This is a genomic window from Streptomyces caelestis (assembly GCF_014205255.1).
GTDB classification, from domain to species: domain Bacteria; phylum Actinomycetota; class Actinomycetes; order Streptomycetales; family Streptomycetaceae; genus Streptomyces; species Streptomyces caelestis.
Genome location: NZ_JACHNE010000001.1, coordinates 6,362,383 through 6,379,036 on the forward strand (window position 1 = coordinate 6,362,383; position 16,654 = coordinate 6,379,036).

Here is a 16,654-nt window from a genome sequence, read left to right on the forward strand (position 1 = left end):
CCACCCTCACGGGTGGGGCCTTTTCGTGTCCTAGTCCTTGTGGAGGCCCGGGACGCGCATCGCCAGGATGGCCATGTCGTCGGACGGGGCGTCCGAGGCGAAGCGTTCCACCGCGCGCATGATGCGGGCCGCTACCGCGCCGGCCGTGAGGCCCGTGCAGGTCGTGAGGACGTCGGCGAGACCGTCGTCGCCCAGCATCCGGGCGCCCTCACGGCGTTCCGTGACGCCGTCCGTGACGCACAGGAGGACATCGCCCGGGTCGAGGGTGACCGTCTGCTCGTAGAGCTCCAGGTCGTCGATGACACCGAGGAGCGGCTGGGGTTCGGCTGCCGGTTCCACCGAGCCGTCCTGGCGCAGGCGCAGGGGGAGCGGGTGGCCGGCGCAGACGACCTTCAGTTCGGCGCTGCCGTCCTCCTGGGGGCGCATCTCGCCGTAGAGGAGGGTGAGGAAGCGGCTGCGGGCGCCTTCGTCGAGGATGGCGGAGTTCAGGCGCTCCAGGACCGCCGGGCCGCTGAGGCCCTCGCGGGCCAGGAGGCGCAGGGCGTGGCGGGCCAGGCCCGTGACCGCCGCCGCGTTCGGGCCCGTACCGCAGACGTCGCCGATGGCGAAGCCGTAGGCGCCGTCGCGGATGGGGAAGACGTCGTAGAAGTCGCCGCCGACCTCGTTGCCCTCGCCGGCGGCGCGGTAGATGACCTCGACCTCGACTCCCTCGATCATGGGAAGTTCCGGCGGGAGGAGGCTGCGCTGGAGGGACTGGCTGATGGCCGTGCGCTCGGAGTAGAGGCGGGCGTTGTCCAGGGCGAGGGCGGCTCGGCGGGACAGATCCTCGGCGAGTTCCAGGATCTCCTGGCGGAAGTGTTCGTCGGTCGGCTTGCCGAGGGTCAGCATGCCGATGACGCGATTGCGGGCGACCAGGGGGAGGACGACCGTCTCGCCGCCCACCGCGGATGCCGTGGCAAGGGTCGGGCCGATGCCGGGGGTGACCTGGTGGGTCGGGCCGCCGCTCAGGCCGAGGCTGCGCATGGAGCTGCGCAGGGCCGCCTGGTGGGCCACCTCGGCGGGGGCCGTCCAGACGCGGGCGCCGGGCGTGGGGACCGGGTCGGGCGGGGGGACCTTCGACAGCAGGGACTTGATGCCGTCGATGAGTTCCTCGTCCTCGTGCAGGACGTACGAGAGGTACGGCTCGGAGGTCTGGTGGGCGATCGTGTAGACGGCGCACCAGGTGGCGAGGGTGGGGACCGTCATCTGGGCCATCAGGGCCAGGGTCTGGTCGCGGTCCAGGGTGCCGGCGAGCAGGTCGGAGGCCTCGACGAGGAAGTTCAGGGAGCCGCGGCGCAGTCGTTCCAGTTCGCCGAGGCGGGCCGATTCGACGGCGAGTGCGATGCGGTCGGCGGCGAACTGGAGGCGCAGGGCCTCCTCGTTGGAGTATCTGCCGGGGGCCTCGGCGGCGACGCCGAGGGAGCCGGTGAGGCGGCCCTCGACCTTCAGCGGGACCGTGACGACCGAGCGCATGCCCGTGCCGTTCAGCAGCGGCACCGCGCCGGGGACCGCAGTGAGGTCGTCGTGGACGGCCGGCATGCGGGCGGAGCCGTAGCGGCCGGAGCCCGCCTCGACGGGGACGCGGGCGAAGCGCTGGCGGGCGGAGGGCAGGCCCGTGGAGGCGCGGACCTCCAGTTCCGTCTCGTCGTCGGTGGCCAGCAGGAGGAACGCGGAGTCGCCGTCGAGCATGTCGCGGGCGCGTTCGACCGTGCGCTGGAGGAGGCCGTCGAGGTCGTCCGGGGCGGGGTAGCCGATGAACACCTCGAAGGGGTCGGTGTTCTGGCCGTCGGAGGTGGTGGAGGTGTCGGAGGCGGGGACGCGCAGGGGCGTCTGCAGAACGGCCCGTTCGTGGTCCCGTACCAGGAGGCACACGGTTGACGGTTCGCCGTCGGTGTCGCGGACGCGCAGGTGGGAGGCGTAGACGGGGGTCACGCGGCCGTCGGCGGCGCGGATGCCGTAGCTGCCTTCCCAGCGGGACAGCCGGAGCGCCTCCGCGATGCCGGTGCTGGTGCCCGGGGTGTGCGGCCAGGCCGCGAGGTCGGTCAGGGGCTTGCCGGTGACCTGCTCGGCCGGGTAGCCGAAGAGGTCCTCGGCGTCCTCGTTCCAGGCGGTGATGTGGCCGGTGCGGTCGATCTGGATGACGGCCACGCGGACCCGGCCGTCGGCGAGGGGGAGGAGGTTGGCGGGGAGGGCGGGGCCGGCCGCGCGGGTGCCCACTGCCCGGGCCGGGAGGTCGAGTTGGAACCAGACGGTCTTGTGGGTGGGGGTGTACTCGACGCCCCAGCGGCCGGCGAGGGCCGCGCACAGCTGGAGGCCGCGTCCGCCCTCGCGGTCGGGGCTGCCCATGTTGATGGCCGAGGCCTGGAGCGGGATCTCACGCTCGGGGTAACGGTCGGCCACCTCGATGCGCACGCCCTCGTCGCTGCGCAGGCAGAGCAGGTCGGCGGAGGTGCCGGCGTGGACCACGGCGTTGGTCACCAGTTCGCTGGTGAGAACGACGGCGTCGTCGACGATGTCGGCGAAGCCCCAGCCCTGGAGGGTGTCGCGGACGAAGGAGCGGGCGCTCGCGACAGATCGCCCGACGGGCTCGAAACTGGCGGCCGCTCGCGCGGTGATCACAGAACTCCTCGACCGGTTCTCGACGTGCTGGGCTGCGTGGCCGACCGGCTCGCGCCGCTGTTGCGGCAGGCCGCCCGTCGGCCGGGGGTCCGGGGGCTGTCCCCCCGGGATCAGTCCGGTGGTCATGTGTGCGGCCGCCCCTCCGATGCCCGCTCGTCTTCGTGCCACCGCCCAGGCCGGACGGACCGGCGCGGCTGGACAGCCGGATGCAAGGTTACTTACCTTCGCGGTCCATGCGGATGCCGGTCTGCAGTGTTTCCGTCCGGAGGGTGTGCGGACGGTGTGCGAAGCTGCCGAACTGTTATGGCCTGGTTCGGCCAGGGTGAAACACTGGGCAAGCTTCTTGTGAAAGTCCGGGCAGGCTGAGTGTCTTCTGCGTACGGGGGGCAGCAGCCCCCTGGGAACGGCCTGGTATGCAGGGCGGAGAATACGCAGTAGTAACCGGTACGCCGAGCGTGGTACCTCAGCACAGCAGTGACGGTCGACCCCTGCGGGAGGGACACAGTGGAGTCTGGCGCAGCGACGCGCGGCAACAAGGCGCGCGCGAAAGGCGGACAGTCCCCAAGTAGTCAGGGCAAAGTGCGTAGCGGCACTACTGAAGTGGACACGGCAGCCCTGAACCGGCTGATGGTCGCCCTGGTGGCGATGCGGGACGGCAATTTCCGCAAGCGGCTCACGGTGTCCGGGGACGGCTTGATGGCCGAGATCGCGGCGGTTTTCAACGAGGTGGCCGACCGCAATCTGCATCTGACGGGTGAGCTCTCGCGCGTGCGGCGGATGGTGGGCCGGGAGGGCAAGCTCACCGAGCGGCTGGAGACGGGGGCCTGCGAGGGCTCCTGGGCGACCGCGATCGACAACTCGAACGCCTTGGTGGACGACCTGGTGCGGCCGGTTTCCGAGGTCAGCCGGGTGCTGTCCGCGGTGGCCGAAGGTGATCTGTCGCCGCGTATGGAGTTGCGTACGCAGGTGCCGGACGGGAACGGGCAGCCGCTGCGCGGTGAGTTCCTGAAGGTCGGGCGGACCGTCAACAACCTGGTCGACCAGCTGTCGACGTTCACCGACGAGGTCACGCGCGTGGCCAGTGAGGTGGGTACCGAGGGCAAGCTGGGCGGGCAGGCCCGTGTGCGGGGCATGTCGGGTTCATGGCGGGATCTCACGGACTCCGTCAACACGATGGCGTACCGGCTCACCGCTCAGGTGCGGGATATCGCGCTGGTGACGACGGCGGTCGCCAAGGGTGATCTGTCCCGGAAGGTCACGGTTCAGGTGGCCGGCGAGATGCTGGAGCTGAAGAACACCGTCAACACGATGGTGGACCAGCTGTCGGCGTTCTCCTCCGAGGTGACGCGGGTGGCCCGTGAGGTGGGCACCGAGGGCGCGCTGGGCGGTCAGGCGCAGGTGCCCGGGGTGGACGGTGTGTGGAAGGAGCTCACCGACTCCGTCAACACCATGGCCGGGAACCTCACGGCCCAGGTGCGTGGGATCGCGGAGGTGACGACGGCGGTCGCCAACGGTGACCTGTCGCGGAAGGTGACCGTGCCGGCGCGCGGCGAGGTCGCGCAACTCGCCGAGACGATCAACCAGATGACCGAGACGCTGCGGATCTTCGCGGACGAGGTCACGCGTGTGGCCAACGAGGTCGGGGCCGAGGGGCGGCTCGGCGGCCAGGCGAATGTGCCGGGCGCGGCGGGGACGTGGAAGGACCTCACCGATTCGGTGAACACGGTCTTCCGGAATCTGACCACTCAGGTGCGGGACATCGCCGCCGTGACGACTGCCGTGGCCAATGGCGATCTGTCGCAGAAGGTCACCGTGGACGTGGCCGGCGAGATGCTGGAGCTGAAGAACACCGTCAACACGATGGTCGACCAGCTCTCGGCCTTCGGTGCCGAGGTGACCCGTGTGGCCCGTGAGATCGGGGTCGAGGGGGAGCTGGGCGGTCAGGCGCAGGTGCCGGGTGTGGCCGGTACGTGGAAGGACCTGACGGACTCCGTCAACACGGCGTTCCGGAACCTCACCGGACAGGTGCGGAACATCGCGCAGGTGACGACGGCGGTGGCCAACGGTGACCTCTCGCAGAAGGTGACGGTCGACGTCTCCGGCGAGATGCTCAAGATGAAGAACACCGTGAACACGATGGTCGACCAGCTGTCGTCCTTCGCCGACCAGGTGACCCGGATGGCCCGGGACGTGGGCACGGAGGGCCGTCTCGGAGGCCAGGCCCGGGTGGACGGCGTGTCCGGTACGTGGAAGGAGCTCACCGACTCCGTCAACTCCATGGCCGGGAACCTCACCTCCCAGGTGCGCAACATCGCGCAGGTGACGACGGCGGTGGCCCGGGGCGACCTGTCCCAGAAGATCGACGTCGACGCGCGCGGGGAGATCCTGGAGCTGAAGAACACCATCAACACGATGGTCGACCAGCTCTCGGCCTTCGCCGACCAGGTGACCCGGGTCGCGCGCGAGGTGGGTACGGACGGCCGACTGGGCGGTCAGGCGCAGGTGCCCGGCGTGGCCGGTGTGTGGCGTGACCTGACGGACTCCGTGAACGGCATGGCCGGCAACCTCACCGCGCAGGTGCGCAACATCGCCCAGGTGGCGACCGCGGTGGCCCGGGGTGACCTGTCCCAGAAGATCACCGTGGACGCGCGCGGGGAGATCCTGGAGCTGAAGAACACCCTGAACACGATGGTGGACCAGCTGTCGTCGTTCGCCCAGGAGGTCACGCGTGTGGCCCGTGAGGTGGGTACGGAGGGCATCCTGGGCGGCCAGGCCGAGGTGCAGGGCGTCTCCGGCACCTGGAAGGACCTCACCCAGTCCGTGAACGGCATGGCGAACAACCTGACCATTCAGGTCCGCAACATCGCCGAGGTCACGACGGCGGTCGCCCGGGGCGATCTGTCGAAGAAGATCACCGTCGACGCCAAGGGCGAGATCCTCGAACTCGTCACGACCGTCAACACGATGGTGGACCAGCTGTCCTCCTTCGCCGAGCAGGTGACCCGGGTGGCCCGTGAGGTGGGCACCGAGGGCATTCTGGGCGGGCAGGCGCACGTGCCGGGTGTCACGGGCATCTGGAAGGACCTGAGCGACAACGTCAACCTGATGGCCAAGAACCTGACCACCCAGGTGCGGAACATCTCCCAGGTCTCCGCGGCGGTCGCCAACGGTGACCTGACACGGCAGGTCACCATCGAGGCGCGCGGTGAGGTCGCGCAGCTCGCCGACACCATCAACACGATGGTGAAGACGCTGAGTTCGTTCGCCGAGCAGGTCACCAAGGTGGCCCGTGAGGTGGGCACGGACGGCATCCTGGGCGGGCAGGCGCACGTGCCGGGGGTGGCCGGTACGTGGAAGGACCTGACCGAGTCCGTGAACCAGATGGCGTCCAACCTGACCGGTCAGGTGCGCAACATCGCCATGGTGACCACGGCCATCGCCAAGGGTGACCTGACGAAGAAGATCGACATCGACGCGCGTGGGGAGATCCTGGAGCTGAAGACGACCATCAACACGATGGTCGACCAGCTGTCGTCCTTCGCCGAGGAGGTCACCCGCGTCGCCCGTGAGGTGGGCACGGAGGGACAGCTCGGTGGGCAGGCACGCGTGCGTGACGTCGACGGCACCTGGCGGGACCTGACCGAGTCCGTGAACGAGATGGCCGGGAACCTGACCCGGCAGGTGCGTGCCATCGCGCGCGTGGCGACCGCGGTGACCCGCGGCGATCTGAACCTGAAGATCGACGTGGACGCGTCCGGGGAGATCCAGGAGCTCCAGGACTACATCAACAAGATGATCGCCAACCTGCGCGACACCACGATCGCCAACAAGGAGCAGGACTGGCTCAAGGGCAACCTGGCCCGTATCTCCGCGCTGATGCAGGGCCGCCGCGACCTGGAGGACGTGGCCTCGCTGATCATGAGCGAGCTGACGCCGGTGGTGTCCGCGCAGCACGGCGCCTTCTTCCTCACGATGCCGCTCGTCGACGGCGAGGACATGAACGCCGCGGACGACGACCACTACGAGCTGCGCATGCTGGGCTCGTACGGCTACTCGATGGGTTCCATGCCGACGTCGTTCCGGCCGGGTGAGGGACTGATCGGGACGGCCGCCATGGAGAAGCGCACGATCCTCGTGGAGAACGCGCCCAGCGGCTACCTGAGGATCTCCTCCGGGCTCGGTGAGGCGCCGCCCGCACAGGTGATCGTGCTGCCGGTGCTGTTCGAGGGGAAGGTGCTCGGCGTCATCGAGCTGGCGTCCTTCACGCCGTTCACGCAGATCCAGAAGGACTTCCTCAACCAGATCGCGGAGATGATCGCCACGAGCGTCAACACCATCTCCGTCAACACCAAGACCGAGCTGCTGCTGGCGCAGTCGCAGAAGCTGACCGAGCAACTGCGTGAGCGCTCGGCGGAGTTGGAGCAGCGGCAGAAGGCCCTGCAGGCGTCCAACGCCGAACTGGAGGAGAAGGCCGAGCTGCTGGCCCAGCAGAACCGCGACATCGAGGTGAAGAACACCGAGATCGAGGAGGCGCGGCAGGTCCTGGAGGAGCGCGCCGAGCAGCTCGCCGTGTCGATGCGCTACAAGAGCGAGTTCCTCGCCAACATGTCGCACGAGCTGCGTACGCCGCTCAACTCGCTGCTGATCCTGGCCAAGCTGCTCGCCGACAACGCCGAGGGGAACCTCTCCCCGAAGCAGGTCGAGTTCGCCGAGACCATCCACGGGGCCGGTTCCGACCTGCTCCAGCTGATCAACGACATCCTCGACCTGTCGAAGGTCGAGGCGGGCAAGATGGACGTCTCCCCGACGCGTATCGCGCTCGTCCAGCTCGTGGACTACGTGGAGGCCACCTTCCGACCGCTGACCGCGGAGAAGGGCCTGGACCTGTCCGTGCGGGTGTCGCCGGAGCTGCCCGCCACGCTGCACACCGACGAGCAGCGGCTGCTGCAGGTGCTGCGCAACCTGCTGTCGAACGCGGTGAAGTTCACCGACTCCGGGTCGGTGGAGCTGGTCATCAGGCCGGCGCGGGACGACGTGCCGCAGAAGATCCGGGAGCAGTTGTTGGAGACCGGGTCGCTGACGGATCCGGACGCCGAGCTGATCGCGTTCTCCGTGACCGACACCGGGATCGGTATCGCGTCCAGCAAGATGCGGGTGATCTTCGAGGCGTTCAAGCAGGCCGACGGTACGACCAGCCGCAAGTACGGCGGTACGGGTCTCGGGCTGTCCATCTCCCGGGAGATCGCCCAGCTGCTCGGCGGTGAGATCCACGCGCAGAGCGAGCCTGGCCGTGGCTCGACGTTCACGCTGTACCTGCCGTTGCACCCCAGCGAACTGCCGCCGCAGGGCTATCAGCAGCAGCTGCCGGCCCTGGAGCCCGGTGATCTGATGGCGTCGACGTCGGACCTGTCGGAGCTGTCCGAGGTCGAGGTCGAGACGCCGGCCGAGGTCAAGTCGTACAACGACACGCAGAACGGGCCGGCCGCCCTGTTCCGGCGGCGGCGCCGGATGCCGGAGCTGGCGCCGCGCCCGGCGCAGCCGGAGCAGTGGACGCCCGCGGAGCAGACTGCGCCGAAGCCGCGGCGCGGCATCCGCTTCGGCGGCGAGAAGGTCCTGATCGTCGACGACGACATCCGCAACGTCTTCGCGCTGACCAGCGTCCTGGAGCAGCACGGCCTGTCCGTGCTGTACGCCGAGAACGGCCGTGAGGGCATCGAGGTGCTGGAGCAGCACGAGGATGTGACGGTCGTCCTGATGGACATCATGATGCCCGAGATGGACGGGTACGCGACGACCACGGCGATCCGCAGGATGCCGCAGTTCGCCGGGCTGCCGATCATCGCGCTGACCGCGAAGGCGATGAAGGGCGACCGGGAGAAGGCGATCGATTCGGGTGCCTCCGACTACGTCACGAAGCCGGTCGACCCCGATCACCTGCTCGCGGTGATGGATGAGTGGATGCGAGGGGAATGAGGGGAACGTTGGGCCGTTACGCAACGTTGGCGGGAAGGTTCGGTGTTCACACGCAGTTGCGGACGTGGTGTGCGCATAGTCGTGTAGAAGTACGAGATCCGGGGAACCTTCTGGTCTTCTGCTGCGTTTCTGCTACGTGCACAGTGACATCCCGGTGACAGGGTGTGGCGACAGGCGGGGTGCGGCTACGATGACCGGCACAAGGACGGGCGGCGCAAGGGAGTCGTCCCCTGGGGCGGCACCCACCGGTGCATCCTCAGGTCCTGCGGACAGGGGAGGCCCCACGCCGGGGCGAGGAGGGCGGGCCATGGTGCAGAAGGCCAAGATCCTCCTGGTCGATGACCGGCCGGAGAATCTGCTGGCGCTGGAGGCGATCCTCTCTGCGCTCGATCAGACGCTGGTGCGGGCATCGTCCGGGGAGGAAGCGCTCAAAGCGCTGCTCACGGACGACTTCGCGGTCATTCTGCTGGACGTCCAGATGCCGGGTATGGACGGCTTCGAAACAGCCGCGCACATCAAGCGGCGGGAGCGGACCCGGGACATCCCGATCATCTTCCTCACCGCGATCAACCACGGGCCGCACCACACCTTCCGGGGTTACGCGGCGGGCGCGGTCGACTACATCTCCAAGCCGTTCGACCCGTGGGTGCTGCGCGCGAAGGTCTCCGTCTTCGTCGAGCTCTACATGAAGAACTGCCAGCTGCGTGAGCAGGCGTCGCTGCTGCGGCTCCAGTTGGAGGGCAACGGCAAGGACGCGGGCGGTGAGGCCAAGGAGTCGGCCGGGCTGCTCGCCGAGCTCTCGGCGCGGCTCGCGGCCGTCGAGGAGCAGGCCGAGGCGCTGACCAAGCAGCTCAACGACGACTCGACGGACGCGGCGGCGGTGGCCACGGCGGCTCATCTGGAGCGCAAGCTCACGGGGTTGCGGCGGGCGCTGGACGCGCTGGAACCGGGCACCGGGAGCACGCCGTCGGTGTCCTCGCAGAACTGACCCCCGGGCAGGGGTGGTTGTCCCCGTGAGCGCGTGTCAGTTCCGTGCCTCTCCCGGAGCGACACGAACGGGTGAAGCCGTAGGCACACGTGTCCCTTGTCGTCTCCCCCGGTAACCTCACACCCATGGCCTCACGTCCCTCCGCAGCCAAGAAGCCGCCCGCGAAGAAGGCGGCCGGTTCGGCGAAGGCTCCGGCGAAGAAGGCCGCTGCCAAAAAGGCTCCCGCGAAGAAGCCGCCCGCCAAGAGGGCCGCGGCGAAGAAGGCCGCGCCCAAACCGGCTCCGAGCCCGACCGGGGGCATCTACCGGCTCGTGCGCGCCCTGTGGCTCGGGGTCGCGCATGCCGTCGGCGCCGTGTTCCGCGGCATAGGGCAGGGCGCCAAGAACCTCGACCCGGCCCACCGCAAGGACGGCGTGGCCCTGCTGCTGCTCGGCATCGCGCTGGTCGTCGCCGCGGGCACCTGGGCCGACCTGAAGGGCCCCGTGGGCGACCTGGTCGAGATCCTGGTGACCGGTGCCTTCGGCCGGCTCGACCTGCTCGTGCCGATCCTGCTCGCCGTCATCGCCGTGCGGTTCATCCGCCACCCGGAGAAGCCCGAGGCCAACGGACGCATCGTCATCGGCCTGTCCGCGCTCGTCATCGGCGTGCTCGGCCAGGTCCACATCGCCTGCGGCTCACCCGCCCGCGGCGAGGGCATGCAGGCCATAAGGGACGCCGGCGGCCTGATCGGCTGGGCCATGGCGACCCCGCTGTCGTACGCCATGGGCGACATGCTCGCCGTGCCGCTCCTGGTGCTGCTGACGATCTTCGGGCTGCTTGTCGTCACGGCCACCCCCGTCAACGCCATCCCGCAGCGGCTGCGGCTGCTCGGGGTGCGGCTCGGGATCGTCCGCGACCCGGCCGAGGACGAGTACGGCTTCGCCGACGACGACGAGCGCTACGACGAGCAGTGGCGTGAGGCCCTGCCGGCCCGGCCCCGCGGCAGGCGCGCTTCGGCGCCCGCCGCGTACGACCCCGACAGCGCCGAGCAGGAAGCGCTCTCCCGGCGCCGCGGCCGTCCCCGGCGCTCCGCCGTGCCCCAGCCCGGCATGGACCGGCCCATGGACGCCGTGGACGTCGCCGCGGCGGCCGCCGCCGCGCTCGACGGTGCCGTGCTGCACGGGATGCCGCCCTCGCCGATCGTCGCCGACCTCACTCAGGGCGTGGCCACCGGGGACCGCGAGGCGACCACGCCGACGCCCGTCCCGGCCGCCCGGCCGCAGCAGGAGAAGCTCCAGCAGGACAAGCCCGAGCAGGAGAAGCCGAAGGCGGGCGTCCGCGACCTCACCAAGTCCCCGCCCGCCAAGCCCCGCGACCTGCCCCCGCGCGCGGAACAGCTCCAGCTGTCCGGTGACATCACGTACGCGCTGCCGTCCCTCGACCTCCTCACGCGCGGGGGCCCCGGCAAGGCGCGCAGCGCCGCCAACGACGCCATAGTCGCCGCGCTGACCAACGTCTTCACCGAATTCAAGGTGGACGCCAGCGTCACCGGCTTCACGCGCGGGCCGACGGTCACGCGCTACGAGATCGAGCTCGGCCCCGCCGTGAAGGTCGAGCGGATCACAGCGCTGGCCAAGAACATCGCCTACGCCGTCGCCAGCCCGGACGTGCGGATCATCAGCCCGATCCCCGGCAAGTCCGCGGTCGGCATCGAGATCCCCAACACCGACCGGGAGATGGTCAACCTCGGTGACGTCCTGCGGCTCGCGGAGTCCGCGGAGGACGACGACCCGATGCTGGTCGCCTTCGGCAAGGACGTCGAGGGCGGCTACGTCATGCACTCGCTGGCGAAGATGCCGCACATGCTGGTCGCCGGCGCCACCGGCTCCGGCAAGTCGTCCTGCATCAACTGCCTGATCACCTCGATCATGATGCGGGCGACCCCCGAGGACGTCCGGATGATCCTCGTCGACCCCAAGCGGGTCGAGCTGACCGCCTACGAGGGCATCCCGCACCTGATCACCCCGATCATCACCAACCCCAAGCGGGCCGCCGAGGCGCTCCAGTGGGTCGTCCGCGAGATGGACCTTCGCTACGACGACCTGGCCGCCTACGGCTACCGGCACATCGACGACTTCAACCGGGCCGTGCGCGAGGGCAAGGTCAAACCGCCCGAGGGCAGCGAGCGCGAGCTCCAGCCGTATCCGTACCTGCTGGTCATCGTCGACGAGCTCGCCGACCTGATGATGGTCGCGCCGCGGGACGTCGAGGACGCGATCGTGCGCATCACGCAGCTCGCGCGCGCGGCCGGTATCCACCTCGTGCTCGCCACACAGCGGCCGTCGGTCGACGTCGTCACCGGTCTGATCAAGGCGAACGTGCCGTCGCGGCTGGCCTTCGCCACGTCGTCGCTGGCCGACTCGCGGGTCATCCTCGACCAGCCCGGCGCCGAGAAGCTCATCGGCAAGGGCGACGGGCTGTTCCTGCCGATGGGCGCCAACAAGCCGACCCGTATGCAGGGCGCCTTCGTGACCGAGGAGGAGGTCGCGGGCGTCGTCCAGCACTGCAAGGACCAGATGGCGCCCGTCTTCCGGGACGACGTCACCGTCGGGACCAAGCAGAAGAAGGAGATCGACGAGGACATCGGCGACGACCTCGACCTGCTGTGCCAGGCGGCCGAACTGGTCGTCTCCACGCAGTTCGGATCGACATCCATGCTCCAGCGGAAACTGCGCGTCGGCTTCGCCAAGGCCGGGCGGCTGATGGACCTGATGGAGTCCCGGAACATCGTCGGACCGAGTGAGGGTTCCAAGGCTCGTGACGTTCTTGTGAAGCCTGACGAGCTGGATGGCGTGCTCGCGCTGATCCGGGGGGAGTCTGAAGGGTAGGGAAGCGGGACACGCCGGGCGCCTCGCCGAGTCGTACTGCAATCGGGTGTCCGGATCGTGACTCACCCGTAAGGGATCATTGAGCAACCGTTTCCCTTCGGCGTACGTCAAGTTGGGGGAAGCGGCAAACAGCTTCCTCACCATCGGAATGTCGGGCCATTCCGATGGCGTACAAAGTGCCACCGCCCGGTTGCCCCACCCTTTTGTACCCCCCCTAGACTGAATCTCCAGCACAGGCGGCTACACGCTCGAAAGGCGCCCCCGTGTCCATCGGCAACTCCCCTGAAGACGAGCGTCCATTCGAAGACGAGCACGTCCAAGAAGACCGCGAGGAAGCCCGCCCCTCCATCGGCCGTGCCCTTCAGCAGGCGCGTATCGCCGCTGGGCTGACCGTCGACGACATCAGTAGCGCCACCCGGGTCCGCATGAACATCGTGCACGCCATCGAGGCGGACGACTTCACCGCCTGCGGTGGGGACGTCTACGCCCGAGGGCACATCAGGACCCTGGCCAAGGCTGTCCACCTCGATCCCGCGCCACTGCTCGCCCAGTACGGCGACGAGCACGGCGGGCGCCCGGCACCGACGTCGGCAGCTCCCCTGTTCGAGGCGGAACGTATCCGTCCGGAGCGGCGGGGGCCCAACTGGACCGCCGCCATGGTCGCCGCGATCGTCGCGGTGATCGGTTTCGTCGGGTTCACCATGTTCCAGGGCGGCGACGACAGCGCCAAGGAGGCGAACGTGGCCGAGGGCTCCACGCCCAGTGACTCCGCCTCCCCGAACACCAAGACCAAGAAGCCCACCGACCCCAAGGCCGAGGCGTCCGACAGCGCCATCGCGGCCGCGCCGCAGGACAAGGTGACGGTCCAGGTGGCCGCCGCCGACGGCCGCAGCTGGATCGCCGCCAAGGACCACAACGGCCGGCTGATCTTCGACGGATTCCTCAAGCAGGGCGAGACCAAGACCTTCCAGGACAGCTCGAAGGTGCACCTCGTCCTCGGAGACGCCGGTGCGATCGACCTCTACGTCAACGGCAAGAAGATCAAGGACGACTTCCAGCCGGGCTCCGTGGAACGCCTGACGTACACGAAGGGCGACCCCGAGGCCGGGTAACCGGTCCGAAGCGTGCGGTGACCGCGGGGTTGGCCAGGAAACGGCCAACCCCGTCGACGTGGGGTGTCAGCGGGACGAAGTACTCTTGAGCCCATGCCTGAACGCCGTACCGTCGCACTCGTCACCCTTGGCTGCGCCCGTAACGAGGTGGACTCGGAGGAGCTCGCAGGCCGTTTGGAGGCGGACGGCTGGCAGCTCGTGGAGGACGCCGAGGACGCGGACGTCGCCGTCGTGAACACCTGCGGCTTCGTCGAGGCCGCCAAGAAGGACTCCGTCGACGCCCTCCTGGAGGCCAACGACCTCAAGGGACAGGGCAGAACCCAGGCCGTCGTGGCGGTGGGCTGCATGGCCGAGCGGTACGGCAAGGAACTCGCCGAGGCCCTCCCCGAGGCCGACGGTGTGCTCGGGTTCGACGACTACACGAACATCTCGGACCGGCTCCAGACCATCCTCAACGGCGGCATCCACGCCGCGCACACCCCGCGCGACCGGCGCAAGCTGCTGCCGATCAGCCCGGCCGAGCGCCAGGAGTCGGCCGCCGAGGTCGCCCTGCCCGGGCACGCCCCGGCCGACCTACCGGAGGGCCTCGCCCCGGCCTCCGGTCCGCGCGCGCCCCTGCGCCGCCGTCTGGACGGCTCCCCGGTCGCCTCCGTGAAGCTCGCCTCCGGCTGCGACCGGCGCTGCTCCTTCTGCGCCATCCCGTCCTTCCGCGGCTCCTTCATCTCCCGCCGCCCGAGCGACGTGCTGAACGAGACGCGCTGGCTGGCCGAGCAGGGCGTCAAGGAGATCATGCTGGTCTCCGAGAACAACACCTCCTACGGCAAGGACCTCGGCGACATCCGCCTGCTGGAGTCGCTGCTGCCCGAGCTCGCCGAGGTGGACGGCATCGAGCGGGTCCGGGTGAGCTACCTCCAGCCCGCGGAGATGCGGCCGGGCCTGATCGACGTGCTGACGTCGACGCCGAAGGTCGCGCCCTACTTCGACCTGTCCTTCCAGCACTCCGCGCCCGGCGTGCTGCGCGCGATGCGCCGCTTCGGCGACACCGACCGGTTCCTCGAACTGCTCGACACGATCCGCAGCAAGGCGCCCGAGGCCGGCGTGCGCTCCAACTTCATCGTCGGCTTCCCCGGTGAGAGCGAGGCCGACCTCGCCGAACTGGAGCGCTTCCTGAACGGCGCGCGGCTGGACGCCATCGGCGTCTTCGGCTACTCCGACGAGGAGGGCACCGAGGCGGCGACCTACGACAACAAGCTCGACGAGGACATCGTCGCCGAGCGGCTGGCCCGCGTCTCGCGGCTCGCGGAGGAACTCGTCTCGCAGCGCGCCGAGGAGCGCGTCGGCCAGACAGTGCACGTGCTCGTCGAGTCCGTCGACGACGCGGAGGGCGTGTACGGCCGCGCGGCGCACCAGGCGCCCGAGACGGACGGCCAGGTGCTGCTCACGAGCGGCGCGGGTCTGAGCAACGGCCGTATGGTCGAGGCGAAGGTGGTCGGTACGGAGGGCGTCGATCTGGTGGCCGAGCCGCTGCAGGGCTCGTTCGTCTCTCCGGCGTGGAGTGAGGAGGCGGGCAGATGACCGGTGTTCCGGCATCCGCGGCGGGAGGCTCCTCCGGCGCGAGGAGAGCCGCGGCCGGTGCGGCCTCGGGGAAGGTTCCCGGGGCTGCGATGGGCCGTGGAGCCGCGCGGTCGGCCGAGGGCGGGGCGTCCGGTGCGGCGTCCGGTGCACGGCAGGGTGCGGCGTCCGGTGCGGGTGACAGTGGGGCCGCCGTCGGTGACGGCTCGGAGAGCGCCGTCGTCGACGCGCAGGACGACGGGAAGCCCGCGCGGGGCGGGAAGCTGGCGGCCGCGGCCGTCAACCAGGCCAGTGTCTGGAACGTCGCCAACCTCCTGACCATGCTCCGGCTGATCCTCGTGCCGGCTTTCGTCGCGCTGATGCTCGCGGACGGCGGGTACGACCCCGTGTGGCGGTCCCTCGCCTGGGCGGCCTTCGCCGTCGCCATGATCACCGACATCTTCGACGGTCACCTGGCGCGCACGTACAACCTCGTCACGGACTTCGGGAAGATCGCCGACCCCATCGCCGACAAGGCGATCATGGGGGCGGCGCTGATCTGCCTGTCCGCGCTCGGCGATCTGCCGTGGTGGGTGACCGGCGTCATCCTCGGCCGGGAACTCGGGATCACCCTGCTGCGTTTTGTGGTCATCCGGTACGGCGTCATCCCCGCCAGCCGCGGAGGCAAGCTCAAGACCCTCACCCAGGGCGTGGCCGTCGGCATGTACGTGCTGGCGCTGACGGGGTGGCTGGCCACTTTGAGGTTCTGGGTGATGGCCGCAGCGGTCATTCTGACCGTGGTGACCGGGCTCGACTATGTGAAACAGGCCATTGTGCTGCGCAGGCGGGGAATCGCCGAGCGCAAGGCCGCGTTGGAGGAGAAGGAAGCGTGAGTTCCACGGCCACCGACGTGGTGCGACTACTCACGGTGAAGGGTGGGACGCTCGCCGTCGCGGAGTCGCTGACCGGTGGCCTCGTTGCGGCGGAGATCACATCCGTCCCCGGGGCATCCAAGGTCTTCCGGGGCTCGGTGACGGCCTACGCCACCGAACTGAAGCATGAACTGCTGGGTGTCGAAGCCACCCTGCTGGCGGCACGAGGAGCGGTGGATCCGCAGGTCGCGGCCCAGATGGCGGCCGGAGTGCGCAAGGCTCTCGGCGCGGACTGGGGCATCGCGACCACCGGTGTCGCGGGCCCTGAGCCGCAGGACGGACAGTCCGTCGGGACGGTCTTCGTCGCCGTGGACGGACCCCTGAGGGCCGATTCCGGTTCTGCCCGCGGCGGAAAAGTGGAGGGTCTGCGGTTGAACGGCGACCGCGAGGAAATTCGTAGAGAGAGTGTACGGAGCGTACTCGCACTGCTCCTGGAGGAGCTTGCGGGCGAACAGACTGGGAATGAGCGGGCACAGGATACGGAACGGAACGGGGGGTTTTGATGTTTGCAGCCCTGAGTGAACACGACATCGCTCCCCGCACGGCCGCGGCGCAAGGCGGTACGGTGGGGCG

General features: G+C 69.5%; 8 protein-coding genes. 7 read left to right on the plus strand and 1 reads right to left on the minus strand.

Annotated elements, in window-relative coordinates:
- Positions 1 to 30: 30 nt before the first annotated feature.
- Positions 31 to 2,784: a SpoIIE family protein phosphatase gene (locus HDA41_RS29260; protein ID WP_184989047.1), complete on the minus strand. Its 2,754-nt coding sequence runs from the start codon at positions 2,782 to 2,784 to the stop codon at positions 31 to 33.
- 378 nt (positions 2,785 to 3,162) lie between these two features.
- On the opposite strand from HDA41_RS29260, the gene HDA41_RS29265 reads away from it, so the two are divergent.
- The 7 genes from HDA41_RS29265 to HDA41_RS29295 all read left to right on the plus strand — a co-directional run bounded on the left by HDA41_RS29265 (position 3,163) and on the right by HDA41_RS29295 (position 16,584).
- Positions 3,163 to 8,631, plus strand: a complete 5,469-nt coding sequence (locus HDA41_RS29265; RefSeq protein ID WP_184989050.1) for a HAMP domain-containing protein — start codon at positions 3,163 to 3,165, stop codon at positions 8,629 to 8,631.
- Between the two features lie 307 nt (positions 8,632 to 8,938).
- Positions 8,939 to 9,619: a response regulator gene (locus HDA41_RS29270; RefSeq protein WP_184989053.1), complete on the plus strand. Its 681-nt coding sequence runs from the start codon at positions 8,939 to 8,941 to the stop codon at positions 9,617 to 9,619.
- 125 nt (positions 9,620 to 9,744) lie between these two features.
- Complete coding sequence (locus HDA41_RS29275; RefSeq protein WP_184989056.1) at positions 9,745 to 12,486, plus strand: DNA translocase FtsK; 2,742 nt, start codon at positions 9,745 to 9,747, stop codon at positions 12,484 to 12,486.
- Between the two features lie 263 nt (positions 12,487 to 12,749).
- On the plus strand, positions 12,750 to 13,598 hold the full coding sequence (locus HDA41_RS29280; RefSeq protein ID WP_184989059.1) for a helix-turn-helix domain-containing protein: 849 nt from the start codon (positions 12,750 to 12,752) through the stop codon (positions 13,596 to 13,598).
- Positions 13,599 to 13,691: 93 nt separating this feature from the next.
- Positions 13,692 to 15,173, plus strand: a complete 1,482-nt coding sequence (rimO, locus tag HDA41_RS29285) for a 30S ribosomal protein S12 methylthiotransferase RimO (protein WP_184989061.1) — start codon at positions 13,692 to 13,694, stop codon at positions 15,171 to 15,173.
- Positions 15,170 to 16,042: a CDP-diacylglycerol--glycerol-3-phosphate 3-phosphatidyltransferase gene (gene pgsA, locus HDA41_RS29290; protein WP_184989064.1), complete on the plus strand. Its 873-nt coding sequence runs from the start codon at positions 15,170 to 15,172 to the stop codon at positions 16,040 to 16,042. Before rimO ends, pgsA begins: the two co-directional genes overlap by 4 nt.
- Entirely contained in the window at positions 16,039 to 16,584 is a 546-nt protein-coding gene (locus HDA41_RS29295) for a CinA family protein (RefSeq protein ID WP_184989067.1), read from the plus strand. The genes pgsA and HDA41_RS29295 overlap by 4 nt, the downstream gene beginning before the upstream one ends.
- The last annotated feature ends 70 nt before the right edge of the window (positions 16,585 to 16,654 follow it).

Coding starts and splice junctions, on each gene's coding strand:
- HDA41_RS29270 (WP_184989053.1), top strand. CDS start 8,939: ATGGTGCAGAAGGCCAAGATCCTCCTGGTCGATGACCGGCCGGAGAAT.
- HDA41_RS29275 (WP_184989056.1), top strand. CDS start 9,745: ATGGCCTCACGTCCCTCCGCAGCCAAGAAGCCGCCCGCGAAGAAGGCG.
- pgsA (WP_184989064.1), top strand. CDS start 15,170: ATGACCGGTGTTCCGGCATCCGCGGCGGGAGGCTCCTCCGGCGCGAGG.
- HDA41_RS29260 (WP_184989047.1), bottom strand. CDS start 2,784: ATGACCACCGGACTGATCCCGGGGGGACAGCCCCCGGACCCCCGGCCG.
- rimO (WP_184989061.1), top strand. CDS start 13,692: ATGCCTGAACGCCGTACCGTCGCACTCGTCACCCTTGGCTGCGCCCGT.